This window comes from Micromonospora sp. DT44, from assembly GCF_049841635.1.
In the GTDB taxonomy this organism is placed as follows: domain Bacteria; phylum Actinomycetota; class Actinomycetes; order Mycobacteriales; family Micromonosporaceae; genus Micromonospora.
Genome location: NZ_JBNCKS010000032.1, coordinates 1 through 14,328, shown reverse-complemented (window position 1 = coordinate 14,328; position 14,328 = coordinate 1). Strand labels below are relative to the sequence as shown.

Here is a 14,328-nt window from a genome sequence, read left to right as displayed (position 1 = left end):
GACGCGTGGCGCGCCGGGTGTGATCGCCGGGGCCCGGCCGACTGGGAGGAGTGGACCCGATGGTGGACGCGACCACGAGGTTCTTCGAGGATCTGGACCGGCGGGGGTACGAGCCTCTGCTCGCGAAGACCTCCGGGACACTGCGGATCGACCTGCACGAGGGGGCACAGACCCGGCACTGGCTGCTGAAGATCGACCGTGGGCGGCTCAACGTGAGCCAGGAGGACAACGAGGCCGACACGGTGATCGGCGCCAGCCCGATGCTGTTCGACGAGATAGCGGCCGGCCGTGAGCACGGCCTGGCCGCCATTCTGCGCGGGGACATGACGGTGTCGGGGGACGCCCGGCTGGTGGTGCAGGTGGAGCGGATCTTCCCCGGGTCGCCGGACGCCCGTGGGCCGCGTCGCCGATTCGCGGGGGAGGCACGCTGATGGGGCAGAGCAACACGATTCGGATCCTGGACGGCAACACGTTCGTCGTCTGCGAGGACACCGGTGACATCGAGGCGACGCCGAGCGAGCCGACCGGGCTCTTCTCCCTCGACACCCGGTTCCTGTCGACGTGGATTCTGACGGTGAACGGCGAACGCCTCAACTCCCTCTCGTACGACGACCTGCAGTACTTCGAGTCCCGGTTCTTCCTGGTGCCGGGGATGGCCACGCACTACGTGGACGCGAAGTTGTCGATCATCCGCGAGCGCGCGGTCGGCGGCAGTTTCCGGGAACAGCTGACCATCCTCAACCACGACGAGAAGGCCGTGGACCTGGAAATACGGATGGACGCGGCGGCCGACTTCGCCGATCTGTTCCAGGTCAAGGACGAGATCCTGAACAAGAAGGGCGAGCTCTACAGCGAGGCTGAGTCGGACAGGCTGCGCCTGGGCTACCGCCGGGGCAACTTCCGGCGCGAAACGATCATCTCCTCGTCGATGTCGGCCCGCTACGACGACCGCGGCTTCGCGTACACCGTCCACCTGGAACCCAACGAGCAGTGGGAAGCGACGATCGACGTCCAGACGCGCGCGGTCGGCCCCGGGGACCGGGACCTGCGGATGGGCCTGCGCGTGCACGGCACCGAGCGGCTGGCCCTGCAACACGACCTGGAGCGGTGGATCGCGGACGCACCCAAGGTCAACAGCGAACACGGCCGGGTCGCCAGCACCTACCGGCGCAGTCTGATCGACCTGGCGGCGCTGCGCTTCTCGCCGCTGTCGCTCGGGGGCGCGACCCTGCCCGCGGCCGGTCTGCCCTGGTTCATGACCATGTTCGGCCGGGACAGCATCCTCACCTGCCTCCAGACGCTGCCGTTCACGCCGCAGTTGTCGAAGACGACGCTGCGCATCCTCGCGTCCCTTCAGGGCAGCCGGTTCGACGACTTCCGGGACGAGGACCCGGGGCGGATCCTGCACGAGATGCGGTACGGCGAGACCGCCGCCTTCGAGGAGCAGCCGCACTCGCCGTACTACGGCTCGGTGGACGCGACTCCGCTGTTCCTGGTGCTGCTCGACGAGTACGAGCGGTGGAGCGGGGACGTGGCGCTGGTCAAGGAGTTGGAGCAGGAGTCCCGGGCCGCGCTCAAGTGGATCGACAGTTACGCCGACCTGGTCGGCAACGGCTACATCTGGTACGAGCGCCGCAACACCGAGACCGGCCTAGAGAACCAGTGCTGGAAGGACTCCTGGGATTCGATCTCCTACTCCGACGGCACCCTGCCGCCGTTCCCCCGGGCCACCTGCGAGGTGCAGGGGTACGCGTACGACGCGAAGGTCCGCGCGGCGCGGATGGCCCGTCTGTTCTGGGACGACCCGGAGTTCGCCGACCAGTTGGAGCGGGAGGCGGCGGAGCTGAAGGAGCGTTTCAACCGGGACTGGTGGGTGGACGACGGCGAGTACTACGCGTTGGCCCTGGACCCGGACGGTCGCCAGTGCGACATTCTCAGCTCCAACATCGGTCACCTGCTGTGGAGCGGGATCGTCGATCCGGCGCGTGCCGAGAGGCTGGCCGAGCACCTGGTCGGGCCGCGACTGTTCTCCGGCTGGGGGGTGCGCACGCTTGCCGAGGGGGAGGCCCGGTACAACCCGATCGGCTACCACAACGGCACGATCTGGCCGTTCGACAACTCGTTCATCGCCTGGGGCCTGCGTCGCTACGGGTTCGCCGAGGAGGCGGCCACCATCGCCAACGGCATCCTCGACGCGGCCACCTACTTCGACGGGCGGCTACCGGAGGCGTTCGGCGGCTACCCGCGGGAGCTGACCAAGTTCCCGGTCGAGTACCCCACGGCATGCAGCCCGCAGGCCTGGTCGACGGGTACGCCGCTGCTGCTGTTGCGCACCATGCTCGGTCTCGAACCGCACGACGGGCACCTGGCGGTCGAGCCGCGTCTCCCGGTCGGGATGGGCCGGATCGAAGTTTTGGACATTCCGGGCCGTTGGGGGCGGGTGGACGCCTTCGCCCGAGGTCGGCTCGATCTGGACAGTCTCTCCGACTGAGTCGCGCCCGGCACACCGGCGGCGGCGCGCCACCCGCGTCGCCGCCGGGCCGCCACCCAGGCGATCCCCAGCCGGGCACGGTAGATTCTGCGGATGCCGGAGCTCGTGTACCCGCCCGTTATCGCCGCTGCCAAGACGTTGTTCCGGGTCCTCGACCTGAAGATCACCATCGAGGGCGCCCACCACGTACCCCGCACGGGCGGGGCGGTGCTGGCCAGCAACCACGTCAGCTACCTCGACTTCATCTTCGCGGGGTTGGGCGCGAACCCGTCGGGTCGGCTCGTCCGGTTCATGGCCAAGCAGTCGGTGTTCGCGCACCGGGTCTCCGGCCCGCTGATGCGCGGCATGCGCCACATCCCGGTGGACCGGCAGGCCGGCGCGGCCTCGTTCCGGGCGGCCGTCGACGCGCTCAAGCGCGGGGAGGTGGTGGGCGTCTTCCCCGAGGCCACCATCAGCCGGTCGTTCACCGTCAAGGAGCTCAAGAGCGGCACCGTCCGGATGGCGCGTTCGGCGAAGGTGCCGGTGCTGCCGGTCGCGCTGTGGGGCACCCAGCGACTCTGGACCAAGGGCCGTCCCCGTACCCTCACCCGCCGGCACACGCCCATCACGATCCTCATCGGCGAGCCGATCCTGCCGGCGGACTTTCCGAACCCGAACGTGCTGGACGCCGAGTTGACCACCCGGCTGAGCGCGCTCGTGGAGCGGGCCCAGCGCGAGTACCCGGATGCGCCGGCCGGCCCGGACGACAGTTGGTGGCTGCCGGCTCACCTCGGTGGGACCGCGCCGACGCCCGAGGAGGCTGCCGCGCTGGACGCCGAAGGGGAGGAACGCGCTCCCAGCGTCTGAGGACGCCCGGTCATCCCGCCGGCCGCGCCGGGACCTGCCGGCGGCCGCGCGGGGGCACGCTGCCACCAACGCCGGGGTACGCCACCAACGCCCGGGGTACGCCACCAGCGACATCCGGGTACGCCTCCGGCGACGGCTGGCGTTCGCGTCAGTTACGCCCGGACGTGCCGTCGGCGAAGCGGTCCCAGGAGCTGGGTTCCGGCCCCGAGCGGTAGTAGTCGTCGCGGGAGCGGAACTCCACCGGCAGCGAGCCGGGCAGGGTGATCCGGGTGTCCCCGGCGAGCAGCGCGGGGCCGGCCCGCAGCAGCAGTACGTCGCGTTCCTGTGCGGAGAGGTCGACCAGTTGCGGGCGGGTGAGGCGGAACATGGCCACCGCCCGGCGGACTTGCTGGGCCAGCGCGACGACCTCGCCCGGTGACCCACCCAGGGCCAGCGCCGGCTGCTGGATCGTCCGCAACGCGTCGCAGACGATCATCAGTTGCGGCGGCTCGGCGGGCAGCTCCAGCCGGGACGGCCACTGCCAGCGGATCTGGCCGGTCATCAGGCCGGTCACGCGGCCGGCGGGCCGGGGCCGGGGCGCGTCGTCGGCCACCAGCGAGAGCTGCGACCCGGTGCCCACCCAGCAGATCCGCTGGTCGGTGACGGTCACCGAGACAGGCCCGGGGAGCTGCCAGGCGCATCGTGTCTCCGTCGGCCCGAGCAGGTAGCCCGCCACGAGCAGCCGGTGCCGCCCGAGCACCTTCTCGCCGGGCAGCGGGCGCATGTCGTACCGCCGGTCGAGGGTGGGGCCGGCGTCGTCGTCGGGCGCGTCGAACCGGTGCGGGCCGATGAAGAAGGGGGACGCGTCGGCCTGCATCGTCACGACCTCCCGGTGAACTGGTTGTGCGTTGAGCTTCGCCGATTCGTCGGCCACTGTCATGACGCCCGTTAGGGGGTCGGCCGGTCGTGCGTCGCCTGTGACTGGTAGATGCCGATCTCCTCCGGGCGGACGAGGCCGTCCTCGATCGCACGGGCGAGCAGCGCCGCCTTTGTGGCTGCCGGCCGCCCCGCGCGGGTGTACTTGATCCGCGCGCGGTCGACGTACTGCTTCACGGTGTGTTCGCTGATCTGCATGCGACGCGCGACCGACGCCTTGGACATCGACTGGAACCAGAGCAGCAGGGCCTCCCGCTCCTTGTCGGACAGTGCCGGTCGGTCCGGTCTCGGGTCGCCGACCATCGCACCGGCCAGCGCCGGCGGCACGTACGGGCGGTCACTCGCCGCGGCCAGCACGGTCGCCACGCAGTGTTCGCGGCCCTCGTGCTTGGCCAGGAACGCCACCGCCCCGGCGTCCAGCGCGGCGAGCATGGTCTCCGGGTCGGTGTGCTCCGAGTAGACCACCACCCGCCGCCCGGTGGCGCTCAACTCGGCCAGCTTGTCCAGCGCCATCCGGCCGTGCAGCCGCAGATCGAGCAGGACGACGTCGGCGTCCGGCGCGGCGCGCAGTACCTCGTCCGGGTCGTCCCCGGTGGCCAGCACGGTCAGTCGCGGTTCGCTGGCGAGCCAGGCGCGTACCCCGTCGACGACCACCGGATGGTCGTCGACGATCGCCACCCCGACCGGCCGGTCACCGGTCACCCCGACCACCGGGTCTGCGCCCATCTGATGTCCCCGTCCCGTTCGTAAAGGTGCTGCACCGGCCCGTCCTGGTGTTCGGTGGGCGGGCCGGTCGCGTCCGGCCCTTCCCGGTCCGGTGTGACGAGGCTGACCACCACCTCGTCCGGGCCGAACACCACGGTCAGGCGGGCCCACCCCCGGGCGTCGGCGAGCAGGCTGGTGAGCGGGTCGGCCAGCCGGCGACGGATCTCCACCGGCAGCGGCGGCGGGTTGCCGATGGCGACCAGGTCGATCGGCAGCCCGTTGCGTTCGGCCAGGTCCACGGCCGCCCGTAGCTCGTGCAGGAGCGGGTCGGGCACGTCGTCGGATTCGGCGATCAGGCGACGCAGCCGGGCCGCGGCCAGTACGCACCGGCTCTGCACCTCCGGGTCGGCCGGGTCCGCCTCCCCGGTGGCCAGTTCGCCGAGCACCCGCCCGGCCGCCGCGCCCACCAGGGCGAGCCGGTCACGGCGTTCCTGCCGGCCCTGCTCGGCGGCCGCCCGCTCGGCGGCGATCGTGTGCATCGCCGCGGCTGCGGCGGCCCGGTCCCGGGCCAGTCCGACGATCACCGCGCTGCCGGCGAAAACCGCCACCGGCAGCGTGAACGTGCCGTAGACGTACATGGTGTAGCGGGCCAGGTCGGCCGCGCTCGGCGCGTACGCGAGAACGGCGACGAGCGCGATCATCGCGTGTGTGGTCAGCAGCGCGACGAGGCCGCCGACCCGCCGACCCCACATGGCGAGCACGAAGAACCAGCCGAGCGTGCCCCACACCCAGTTGGCCGCGGTGAACAGGTGCCGTTCGCCGACCGCCGCGAAGACCGCCGCGTCGACGGCGACCAGTACCCCGGCGAGCGGCCACGGCGGCAGTGGCGTGCCGCGCAGCAGCCGGATGCCGGCCACCGCCCCGGCCACGGCGACCAGCACCCAGCCGCCGAGCACGACCGTCGGTGCGGAGAACTGCGCGCGGGTCGCCAGCACCGCCGGTAGTCCGATCGCGACGTGCCAGGCCAGCGCGATGGCGACGGCGACGATCCGGGCGCCCCGGTCGGAGGCCTCAGCGACGGCGGCGGGCGCGGCGAGCACCGACTGCTCACTGGATGTGGGCCCGTCGACCGGTCCCGGTCGAGGTGCCGGCACCGACGCGGCACGGGTGTCCGCCGTCGCGCCGAGGTCAGCCGCCACCGGGCCACTCCAGTCGAATCCGGGTGCCGGCGCCCGGCGCGGAACACACCTCGGCCCGCCCGCCGACCGCCGCCATCCGCCCCTGGATCGACTCGCGCAGACCGTACCGGTGCGCGGGGACGGTGGCCGGGTCGAAGCCGGGGCCGTCGTCGACCACCTCGGCCACGACGGCGACCGCGTCGCGGCTCAGCCGCAGTGTGGTCCGCGCGCCCGGGGCGTGCCGGACCACGTTGGACAGCGCCGCGTAGGCGCTCTCGGTGATCGCGTCGGCCACCCCGGCGGGCACCGCGCAGGCGGTCAGCTCCAGGCTCACCGGCAGCTCGGGCAGCCGGTCGGGCACCGCGCGTAGCCGCTGGTCGAGCGGCACCGGGCCGTCGCCCGGCGTCGAGCCGTGGTCGGTCAACGCGACGAGGGTACGCAGGTCGGCGGCGCACCGCTCACGGAACGTGGCCGACGGGCCGGGTACCGCGCCCAGCCCCACCATGGTCAGGGTGCCGAGCACCGTGTCGTGCAGGTCCCGGTTCTGCTGGCGCTCCCCCTCCCGGGCGGTCCGGGCGACCAGCGCCTCCCGGGTGAGCCGCTGGTGCTCGGCGAACGCGTGGTCGGCCCGACCGATCCGGCGGCGCATCACCCCCGTCATCATCGCCGTGCAGGCCGTCTGCACGAGCAGGGTGGCGGCGTGTGCGCGGGCCTCGGTGACGTCGCCGGCCGCCTGCGCGCCCGCCACGTAGGCGGCGGTGACCAGCAGCCCGGCCGGGATCGACCAGCGGGCCCTGGCGGTGGCCTGCGCGTTGATCACCGTGGTGCTGGCGAGCACCGCGATCCAACTGCCCTCGCCCGGCAACACCTCGGGCGCCACCAGGCGGGGGATGAGCAGGCAGGCCACCGCGGTGATCGCGACGTCACCGGCGACCAGCGCCGGCGTGATCCCGTGGCGCAGCGCGCGGACCGCGTACCAGAGCGACCACCCGGTCAGCGCGGCCACGCCGGGCAGTAGCAGGGCCGCGTCGACCGGCGGGGTACGCACCGACAACGCCACGGCGGCACCGACCAGGCCGCACGTCAGCCGCAGCAGGGCCGGCAGGGTGGTGAAGATGAAACTGAACGCCCCGCCGGCAGGATTGTCCAGGGTGGGCGGTGGCACGGTCGGGGCGGCAGTCGCCGGCATCGGGAGGTGTCCTTCCGACAACGACCCGGTCCCGGGTCCGCACGGCGGAGATCGACATCGGAGAATAGCATGGCGTACGGTGAGCGTTCACCCACCGTACGCGTAGTGTCGCCTTGTCGTCACTCTGCGCTGCGGGGTTGGATCAGGTCCCAGCGGTTGCCGTAGAGGTCGACGAAGACCGCCACCGACCCGTACGCCTCGTGCCGCGGCTCCTCCAGGAACCGCACGCCAGCCCCGATCATCCGGGCGTGAGCTGCGGCGAAGTCCTCGGTGTGCAGGAACAGGCCGACCCGGCCGCCGGTCTGGTCGCCCACCCGTGCCCGCTGTTCGGGGTTGCCCGCCCGGGCCAGCAGCAGGGCCGTCTCCCGAGCCCCGGGAGGCCGGACGACCACCCAGCGTGAGCCGTCCGGGCGAGGCGTGTCCTCGACCAACTCGAAGCCGAGCCCGCCGACGTAGAAGTCGATCGCCTCGTCGTATTCGTTCACGAGCAGCGCGACCAGTCCCAGATGTGCCATCGGCCCATTCTGCCGAGGGAAGCTCCGACGGCGGCGGGCGGTGTCACCCATGGTCGGCGGCGTCACGCGGGAACCCCGCCGGCCGCCCGTCCGTCTCATCCGGCGGTGGAGAGGTGGTGAGCGGGATGCGCCCGGCCGGAACGACACTGATGGCGACGCTGCTCGGCCTGGGGCTGTGCGGCCTGGCACTGGCCGGCTGCGCCAGACCGGCCGACACGCCGAAGGACCCCGGCCCGGCCGAGGTCGCCGAGAAGTGGACCTCCTGCGCCGAGATCGCGCCGCAGGCGGGCGTCATGCTGCCCGTACGCCCAGGATCGGCGACGTCGCGGCCGGCCGGGGTCGAGCCGCGCGTCGGACGGATCGACCCGGCGTTCACGCCGGTCGCCGCCGTGCTCTGCGGGCGCGACGTCGTGCGGGGAGCCGCCGGCGGCCGGGAGCAGGTGGCCACCGAGCGCCGTGCCGACGAGATCGGCCCGCTGATCGCCGCGCTGGGGCTGGCCGACAAGGAACCGGGTCGGGGAGAGAACCGCTGCACTCTCGACATGATCGTTCCACCCTGGCTGGCGCTGCTCGACGATCAGGGGCGGTGGCTGCGGCCGTACCTGCCAACCGATGCCTGCGGCAAGCCGCGCCCGGAGGTACGCGCGGCGCTGGACGGGCTGCGGTTGACCACCGTCGACAGCCGTACCCTCGGGGTTGTCGAATCCTCGGCGGCCGAGGCCGCCGGATGCGCGCAGCACTGGTCCGACATGGTGTGGGTGGAGACCACCCTCGGCCGTCCCGGCCGCGTCGCGCCCGCCGCGCCGAAGGCCGGGCCGCTGCGGCTCTGCGTCTACCAGGTGCCCGCGTCCGAGCGCGGCGGCGGCAAACCGGCCGGTGACTTCGTGTACGGTCGGCCGCTCCCGCCCGAGCGGCAGGCGGACGTGCTGCGGGCGCTGGCCGACGCCCGACCGGCGGTCGACTGCGCCACCCCGGCGTCCCGCTTCGCGGTGCTCCGGCCCGTCGACGACAACGGGCCCGAGTGGTACGTGGAACTCGACGCCTGCCGGCGCTTCCTGGTCGTGGCACCGCCCGGCGGATCGCAGCTCGGGCAGGGCGACGCCGCGCTGGCGGCGCTGCTGGGACCGAGCTGACCCGGCTCAGCGGATCGGCAGCGCCTTCGTGCCGCCGCCGGCGATCGACCGCTTGACGTTGGTGCCGCCGGACCAGTAGTAGCAGCGCACGCCACGGTCGCCGCGCTCCCACAGCAGGCGGTTCGGGAAGCGGTACGAGGTGCCGGTGCGGTAGATCAGATCGCCGTCCACCGGCACCTTCGCGTAACCGGCGACGACCTTCCGGCAGGCCGCGTGGATGGAGTCCTCGTCCCGGGTCGCGTCAGCCCAGGAGCGATCCGGTGCCATCCAGGTGCCGGCGTACTCGAACTGATGTCCGGCGGTGCAGGCGACCGGCCGCAGCATCTGCCACTTGTCCTCGTTCATGCAGCCGTAGTGCAGCGGGGAGCGGCTGGCCAGGGCGTTACGCAGCGATCCGCCCCGCTGGATCGCCGCATCGCTCTCGCCGTTCGGACCGTTGACCTCGTCCAGCTCGAAGATGTCGCACCGGTACCAGCGCGCGCCACCCGACCAGGCGGCCGGCGACGCCGGAGCGACCTGCACCGACAGGCGGGCATCACGCCAGTCGCCGCCCACGAACTGCTTCGCGCGCTTGTCACAGTCGGCGAAGGTCGACCGCATCGTCGCCGACTCCGTCTTGGGCGGCGCGGTGCGGGTGGCCAGAGCGCCGGTGAAGGTGCCGACGTGGAAGGTCTCCACCTTGTGCGTCTTCGCGCAGTCGACGGGGGAGTAGCTGCTCAGGTACGACGTGGCCTCGTCGATGAGGTGGCACTCGTCGGCCTTCGGGACGAACTGCTGCGCCGCCGCCATCGGCTGCCAGTCGTCGGCCAGGTCACCATCGGTGCCGGCCGGCGTGCCGCAGCCCGCCAGCGCCACCGTGAGGAACGCAGCCGTGAGCGCCGCCAAGCCGTACCGTCGCATGTGTTTCTCCCCGTGCCCCCGTGTCGAACGCGGGCAGCATATGGCACCGCCGCGACGGATCGGCACCGGCTTCCGGTGCCTTCTGGTTGGCCGTATCGCCACGTGTCGTCACCAGGTGTCGGGGTGGTCGAGGTCGGGGGCGGGACGGTACCCGCCGAGGATCGCCAGGCCCTCCGCCTCGGTGTAGCCGTTCCCCCAGCCCTTGCGGAACGCCTCGACGGAGCAACGTTCGACCGTCATCTCCAGGACGTCGCTGCCCTGCCGGCGGGCCCGGTATGGACCCGCGACGAGGTCGGCGGACCTGACCTGGCGGCCGGGGGCGGATTGTGCCCGCACCGTCAGCCAGCGGCCGGCGTCATCGCCGACGACGAGCGAGCCCTCGGCGAACGCGCCCTTCTCCGACTGACTGAGGGTGACCGAGCATTCCAGCAGCCGTGCGCCGGCCGGCAGCGACTCCAAGCGGAACGGCACCACGCAGCGGCGGGCACCGTCGAACCGCACCCGGCCCGCCGTACCGATGGCCTCGTCGCTGGTGGCCGCGTACGTGTCCAATTGCGCCCAGAGCCCGTCGGCGGGCTGCCAGCGGACGAACCACAGTTTCTGGTCGCCGGACGGATCGAACCAGGCGACCCCCGGCCGGTCGCCGACCCGCACGTCGGTCCGGGGCTGCGGCCGGCCGGACGAGGACAGGGTCTGCTGCAACGCGTCCAGCGCCACGACGCTACGCGCCAGCGCGAAACGCGCCGCGCCGTCCGGGCCCCGGAACTCGACGCTCTCGGAGCCGCGTCCCGCCCGCCATGTCGCGTATTCGGCACCACTGACCAGCGCGTCCGCCGAGAAGTGCACGGTGGTGGGGTCGGTGCCGACGTCCCTGGGGCGTACGACGGCCGCCGCTGGCGCCTCCGGCAGCAGGAGCGTTGTGGCTGGCGGCATCGGGTCATCGGCATCGCGGACGGTTGGGACCAATGCGGCGAGGGCCACACACGCCACCGCCGCGCTTGCGGCGAGCAGCCCACGACGACGTCGCCGCAGACGACGACCGTTCTGACGGGCGTGCTCAACGATGGGTGTGGGGTCGATGTCGCCACCGGCGCGATGCGCGAGCGTGGCGGCGAGCCGCCGATCGAGGTCGCTGACCATCAGAGGTCTCCTGCCCGTGCGGGGATTGGTGCTTCCTGCCGTCTGCGCAGCGTCGTCAGGGCGCGCTTCGCGTGGGTGCGTACCGTGCCGGTCGAGCAGGCGAGGATTTCGGCGATCGCCGTGTCGTCGAGATCCTCGTAGTAGCGCAGGACGATCACGGTGCGCTGACGCGCCGGCAGGTCCGAGACGAGCCGCCACAGCGCGTCGCGCTCGGCGACACCGGCGGCCTCGTCCGCGTCACCCGCCCGATCGAGTACGGCGGCGACAGTGACCTCCCGGCTGCTACGCCGACGCCACCACGAGTGGTGGGCGTTGACGAGCATGCGCCGGACGTAGGCATCCGGCTGATCGGTCCGCGAGATGCGCCCCCAGCGGGCGTACGCCCGGGTCAGGACATCCTGAACCAGGTCCTCGGCCCGATGCTCGTCGCCGGTCAGCAGCCGCGCGAGCCGCACCAGCGCCGATGTGCGGGCGAACGCGTATTCCTCGAACGTCACGCCCTATTAACGCCGGAGGCCGGGCCGCCCGTAGACATCCGCCGGGCACTTCCTGTCGCTGCGTCAGCGTCCATCGTCGTGCCCGTGGTGGTGCCCCCTGCCTCTGCCAGGGTCAGCAGGCGAGCCAGCCGGTAACGCAATATCCGTGTCTGCCGCATCGAGGGATGGAGTCGTGTCGCCGCGCTGTCTTCCAGGCGCACCACGGGCTGGGCGGCTGGGTGCAGGCCCTGCACCAGGTCCGCTCGAAGGGCGAACGGCTCCGGCTGGTCCGCGTTCATGCCAAGGACGCGGGAGTGGTGTCGACCTCGACGCTGGCAGTCGTCGCGGTCGCACCAGCGCGGATGCGCGACAGCGAGCGGGGTTGCGGCGAGCGTGCCGGTCGGGAAGACGAACACGTGACCGCAGGGCCGCACGACGTCCGGTGCCATGCCGATCAGGTGGGCCTCCAGGCCCGCGCGGGCCACGGCGGCCGTCGCACGAATGGTGTGGTCAATACAGGTGTACGCGCAGGCGTCCAGAGAATCCGCGCTGTACAGCTCGATGCGGATTGTCGCGGGTTCTGGGCAACTGGGCAGGGTCGGTAGGGTGCTCACGGGTCGCCTCCTTGCTAGGCGATCAAGGCCCTCGATCGGCGTGGCTGCGCCGGTCGAGGGCCGTCTTCGTATTGGCTCCACAAACGTACAGCTTATAGACGTCTAGAAGCTAGACGTCTATAAGCTGGACATCCCTGAACACGTACAGATCATGTGCGTGTCTACGCTGCCGCCCATGACGAGCCCGCTCAACAACATGCCGCTCTACCGGCAGTTGGCTGACCTGCTCGCCAGGCAGATCGAGGAGGGCAAGCTCCGACCTGGACAGCCATTGCCGAGCGAGCTTCACTTGCAGCAGACGTACGGCGTGGCGCGCGGAACCGTCCGGATGGCGATGCGCGAGCTGCGCGACCGCGGTCTGGTCGTCACCGTCCATGCGCGAGGCACCTTCGTAGCCGAACAGGGCTGACGAAGACGGGCCACGGCTCCGACGCCGGCCGCGGGGGCACCAGGATCGGGCGGACTACGCTCGCCGCCGTGACGACGATCGACGAGCTTGAGCGGGATGTTTGGCCGGACCCCGGTCCGGACGACACGTTCCTCATCACGCGTTGCACGGAACTGCGCCGTAAGCCGTTGGCTGAGTTCATGGTCGAGGACCTGAGGATCATGCTCGGGCAGCAGACCGGCGTGTCCGCCCTGCTGCCTCGCGCTGTCAACGTGCTGCTCCGCGATCCGCTGGCTGAGGGCGACTACTACCCGGGGGACCTGCTCGCCAACGTGCTGCGGCTACCTGACCCGGCGTGGTCGCGCCTCCGAGTAGAACGGAAGCGGCTGGCGACCGTACTGACGGAACTTGTTGCTCTGCCTCCCCTTTCTGATCCCGACCTCAAGCCGCGCGACCCGAACCGCCTCCTTCGCGACGCCATCACTACGTTCATCGGTGGCTAAAAAGCACACTGGTCCGTGCGAAGCCGCCGGGCGGGTCAGGGCAGTTTGGGTTGGGTGAGCGCGAGGAGGTGGCGGCATGGACCGCTTCGAGGGCCGCTGCTGGCTGGACTGGTGGGCCAACAGCTCAATCATGTTCGGCCCCGTCGAAGTCGCCGTCGTGATCACCGCCAGCGACGCCGGCTGGGACGCCAACGGCCACCTGGTCAGCGACTCCGACGACGAACGCGACGGCTTCGCGTTTCTCTGCGATCTCGATCCCGTCTTCACGCTTCGCTTCGAGGACGACAGCATTGTCGCGGTCACCGTTCATCCCTCGGAAGACCATCGTCGGTTCGTGCTCACCGAGTACACCGGGCCGGTACATCGCCCAGTCGAGCACCACGTCGACCTGGCCCAACACGGCCTCTGACTCGACAGAAGCCGGCCGCTCAGCGTCTGGTCTCGTACCTAGTCAGCAGCACGCCGCCAGGGAACGTCCGGGTCTCCACCAGGCTCAGGTTCACCCACTTTTCGATGGCGGTGAAGAATCGCTTGCCGCCACCGATCAGGACCGGGTGGGTGACCAGCACGTACTCGTCGATCAGCCCTTCCCGCATCGCCGCCGCCGCGAGGGTGGCGCCGGCGATGTCCAACGAACCGCCGTCCCCGTCCTTGAGCCGGGTGATCTCGGTGACCGCGTCGCCGGTGTGCAGGCGGGCGTTCCAGTCGACCGTGCTGATCGTCGAGGAGAACACCACCTTCGGCATGTCCCGCCAGCGGCCGGCGAACTCGATCGATGCTGGCGTGGCACCCGGCTGCTGGTCGGCGGTCGGCCAGTGGGAACTCATCGCCTCCCATAGTCTGCGCCCGTACAGCGCCGTGCCGGTCGCCGCCACCCGGTCGGACCACCACTGGAACAGTTCGTCACTCGGCACACCCCACCCGAGGTCGTCACCGGGCGCGGCAACGTAGCCGTCCAGACTCACGCTCATACCGAAGGTCAGTTTCCGCATCGTGTCAGCCTGCCGTAAGTCGGTCCTCGACGGTTGGACCGGCACAATGCAAGAGAATGAACCGTCCGCCGGTTCGCCACCGGATCCGAAAGGCGGCGATCACCGCATTGCTCCCTGGACCAGCCGGGAGTTGTGGTGGTTGATCGGGTCGGTCGGCCAAGCCGCTGACCTGCGGTGGTGGGGAGGCGGCAATGGACGAGGACGACAACCGCTCGCTGAAGCGGGTCGACAGCCTGGACGACTTGGTTACCTGGCTGCGGTGGCTACAGCACCATCGGTGCCTGCAGACGCTGGTGGGCCTGGTCGAGGAAGGCGATGTAGTCGTCCTCGCTGAAGCTACCGC

17 protein-coding genes are annotated in these 14,328 nt (G+C 71.4%); 7 read left to right on the top strand and 10 right to left on the bottom strand.

Annotation, left to right across the window (positions count from 1 at the left end):
* Positions 1–59: 59 nt before the first annotated feature.
* From ACLQ25_RS19170 to ACLQ25_RS19160, 3 genes are all read left to right on the top strand, one after another.
* Positions 60–431 carry an SCP2 sterol-binding domain-containing protein gene (locus ACLQ25_RS19170; RefSeq protein WP_425732204.1) on the top strand — a complete coding sequence of 124 codons (372 nt, stop codon included), beginning with the start codon at positions 60–62 and terminating at the stop codon, positions 429–431.
* The gene (locus ACLQ25_RS19165; RefSeq protein ID WP_425732203.1) at positions 431–2,491 is read left to right on the top strand and encodes a glycogen debranching N-terminal domain-containing protein; all 2,061 of its coding nucleotides are present in this window, start codon (positions 431–433) and stop codon (positions 2,489–2,491) included. Before ACLQ25_RS19170 ends, ACLQ25_RS19165 begins: the two co-directional genes overlap by 1 nt.
* Before the next feature lie 93 nt (positions 2,492–2,584).
* Positions 2,585–3,337 carry a lysophospholipid acyltransferase family protein gene (locus ACLQ25_RS19160; protein WP_425732202.1) on the top strand — a complete coding sequence of 251 codons (753 nt, stop codon included), beginning with the start codon at positions 2,585–2,587 and terminating at the stop codon, positions 3,335–3,337.
* Between the two features lie 148 nt (positions 3,338–3,485).
* On the opposite strand, the gene ACLQ25_RS19155 is transcribed toward ACLQ25_RS19160, so the two are convergent.
* From ACLQ25_RS19155 to ACLQ25_RS19135, 5 genes are all read right to left on the bottom strand, one after another.
* Positions 3,486–4,193 carry a hypothetical protein gene (locus ACLQ25_RS19155; protein WP_425732201.1) on the bottom strand — a complete coding sequence of 236 codons (708 nt, stop codon included), beginning with the start codon at positions 4,191–4,193 and terminating at the stop codon, positions 3,486–3,488.
* A gap of 71 nt (positions 4,194–4,264) precedes the next feature.
* The gene (locus ACLQ25_RS19150; protein ID WP_425732200.1) at positions 4,265–4,978 is read right to left on the bottom strand and encodes a response regulator; all 714 of its coding nucleotides are present in this window, start codon (positions 4,976–4,978) and stop codon (positions 4,265–4,267) included.
* Positions 4,951–6,156 (bottom strand): hypothetical protein, encoded by a 1,206-nt coding sequence (locus ACLQ25_RS19145; protein ID WP_425732199.1) that lies wholly within the window; start codon positions 6,154–6,156, stop codon positions 4,951–4,953. The genes ACLQ25_RS19150 and ACLQ25_RS19145 overlap by 28 nt, the downstream gene beginning before the upstream one ends.
* Positions 6,146–7,324: a sensor histidine kinase gene (locus ACLQ25_RS19140; protein ID WP_425732198.1), complete on the bottom strand. Its 1,179-nt coding sequence runs from the start codon at positions 7,322–7,324 to the stop codon at positions 6,146–6,148. Before ACLQ25_RS19140 ends, ACLQ25_RS19145 begins: the two co-directional genes overlap by 11 nt.
* 119 nt (positions 7,325–7,443) lie before the next feature.
* Complete coding sequence (locus ACLQ25_RS19135) at positions 7,444–7,839, bottom strand: VOC family protein (protein ID WP_425732197.1); 396 nt, start codon at positions 7,837–7,839, stop codon at positions 7,444–7,446.
* Positions 7,840–7,955: 116 nt separating this feature from the next.
* On the opposite strand from ACLQ25_RS19135, the gene ACLQ25_RS19130 reads away from it, so the two are divergent.
* Complete coding sequence (locus ACLQ25_RS19130) at positions 7,956–8,972, top strand: hypothetical protein (protein ID WP_425732196.1); 1,017 nt, start codon at positions 7,956–7,958, stop codon at positions 8,970–8,972.
* A 6-nt stretch (positions 8,973–8,978) separates the two neighbouring features.
* Here the strand turns inward: ACLQ25_RS19130 and ACLQ25_RS19125 are convergent, their stop codons facing one another.
* The 4 genes from ACLQ25_RS19125 to ACLQ25_RS19110 all read right to left on the bottom strand — a co-directional run bounded on the left by ACLQ25_RS19125 (position 8,979) and on the right by ACLQ25_RS19110 (position 12,102).
* On the bottom strand, positions 8,979–9,872 hold the full coding sequence (locus ACLQ25_RS19125; protein WP_425732195.1) for a septum formation family protein: 894 nt from the start codon (positions 9,870–9,872) through the stop codon (positions 8,979–8,981).
* Between the two features lie 108 nt (positions 9,873–9,980).
* The gene (locus ACLQ25_RS19120; RefSeq protein WP_425732194.1) at positions 9,981–11,012 is read right to left on the bottom strand and encodes a hypothetical protein; all 1,032 of its coding nucleotides are present in this window, start codon (positions 11,010–11,012) and stop codon (positions 9,981–9,983) included.
* Entirely contained in the window at positions 11,012–11,509 is a 498-nt protein-coding gene (locus ACLQ25_RS19115) for a SigE family RNA polymerase sigma factor (protein ID WP_425732193.1), read from the bottom strand. The genes ACLQ25_RS19120 and ACLQ25_RS19115 overlap by 1 nt, the downstream gene beginning before the upstream one ends.
* The gene (locus ACLQ25_RS19110; protein ID WP_425732192.1) at positions 11,506–12,102 is read right to left on the bottom strand and encodes a hypothetical protein; all 597 of its coding nucleotides are present in this window, start codon (positions 12,100–12,102) and stop codon (positions 11,506–11,508) included. Before ACLQ25_RS19110 ends, ACLQ25_RS19115 begins: the two co-directional genes overlap by 4 nt.
* Positions 12,103–12,277: 175 nt before the next feature.
* Between ACLQ25_RS19110 and ACLQ25_RS19105 the strand changes: the two genes are divergently transcribed.
* The 3 genes from ACLQ25_RS19105 (at position 12,278) to ACLQ25_RS19095 (ending at position 13,402) form a co-directional block, all read left to right on the top strand.
* Entirely contained in the window at positions 12,278–12,511 is a 234-nt protein-coding gene (locus ACLQ25_RS19105) for a GntR family transcriptional regulator (protein ID WP_425732191.1), read from the top strand.
* A 68-nt stretch (positions 12,512–12,579) separates the two neighbouring features.
* Positions 12,580–12,993 (top strand): contact-dependent growth inhibition system immunity protein, encoded by a 414-nt coding sequence (locus tag ACLQ25_RS19100; protein ID WP_425732190.1) that lies wholly within the window; start codon positions 12,580–12,582, stop codon positions 12,991–12,993.
* Between the two features lie 76 nt (positions 12,994–13,069).
* Entirely contained in the window at positions 13,070–13,402 is a 333-nt protein-coding gene (locus ACLQ25_RS19095; RefSeq protein WP_425732189.1) for a hypothetical protein, read from the top strand.
* A gap of 19 nt (positions 13,403–13,421) precedes the next feature.
* On the opposite strand, the gene ACLQ25_RS19090 is transcribed toward ACLQ25_RS19095, so the two are convergent.
* Positions 13,422–13,985 (bottom strand): dihydrofolate reductase family protein, encoded by a 564-nt coding sequence (locus ACLQ25_RS19090; protein WP_425732188.1) that lies wholly within the window; start codon positions 13,983–13,985, stop codon positions 13,422–13,424.
* Positions 13,986–14,328 lie beyond the last annotated feature (343 nt).

Excerpts from the sequence above, each read along its gene's own strand:
- ACLQ25_RS19170 (WP_425732204.1), top strand. The coding sequence starts at position 60 with ATGGTGGACGCGACCACGAGGTTCTTCGAGGATCTGGACCGGCGGGGG.
- ACLQ25_RS19165 (WP_425732203.1), top strand. The coding sequence starts at position 431 with ATGGGGCAGAGCAACACGATTCGGATCCTGGACGGCAACACGTTCGTC.
- ACLQ25_RS19160 (WP_425732202.1), top strand. The coding sequence starts at position 2,585 with ATGCCGGAGCTCGTGTACCCGCCCGTTATCGCCGCTGCCAAGACGTTG.
- ACLQ25_RS19155 (WP_425732201.1), bottom strand. The coding sequence starts at position 4,193 with ATGCAGGCCGACGCGTCCCCCTTCTTCATCGGCCCGCACCGGTTCGAC.
- ACLQ25_RS19150 (WP_425732200.1), bottom strand. The coding sequence starts at position 4,978 with ATGGGCGCAGACCCGGTGGTCGGGGTGACCGGTGACCGGCCGGTCGGG.
- ACLQ25_RS19140 (WP_425732198.1), bottom strand. The coding sequence starts at position 7,324 with ATGCCGGCGACTGCCGCCCCGACCGTGCCACCGCCCACCCTGGACAAT.
- ACLQ25_RS19135 (WP_425732197.1), bottom strand. The coding sequence starts at position 7,839 with ATGGCACATCTGGGACTGGTCGCGCTGCTCGTGAACGAATACGACGAG.
- ACLQ25_RS19125 (WP_425732195.1), bottom strand. The coding sequence starts at position 9,872 with ATGCGACGGTACGGCTTGGCGGCGCTCACGGCTGCGTTCCTCACGGTG.
- ACLQ25_RS19120 (WP_425732194.1), bottom strand. The coding sequence starts at position 11,012 with ATGGTCAGCGACCTCGATCGGCGGCTCGCCGCCACGCTCGCGCATCGC.
- ACLQ25_RS19105 (WP_425732191.1), top strand. The coding sequence starts at position 12,278 with ATGACGAGCCCGCTCAACAACATGCCGCTCTACCGGCAGTTGGCTGAC.
- ACLQ25_RS19095 (WP_425732189.1), top strand. The coding sequence starts at position 13,070 with ATGGACCGCTTCGAGGGCCGCTGCTGGCTGGACTGGTGGGCCAACAGC.
- ACLQ25_RS19090 (WP_425732188.1), bottom strand. The coding sequence starts at position 13,985 with ATGCGGAAACTGACCTTCGGTATGAGCGTGAGTCTGGACGGCTACGTT.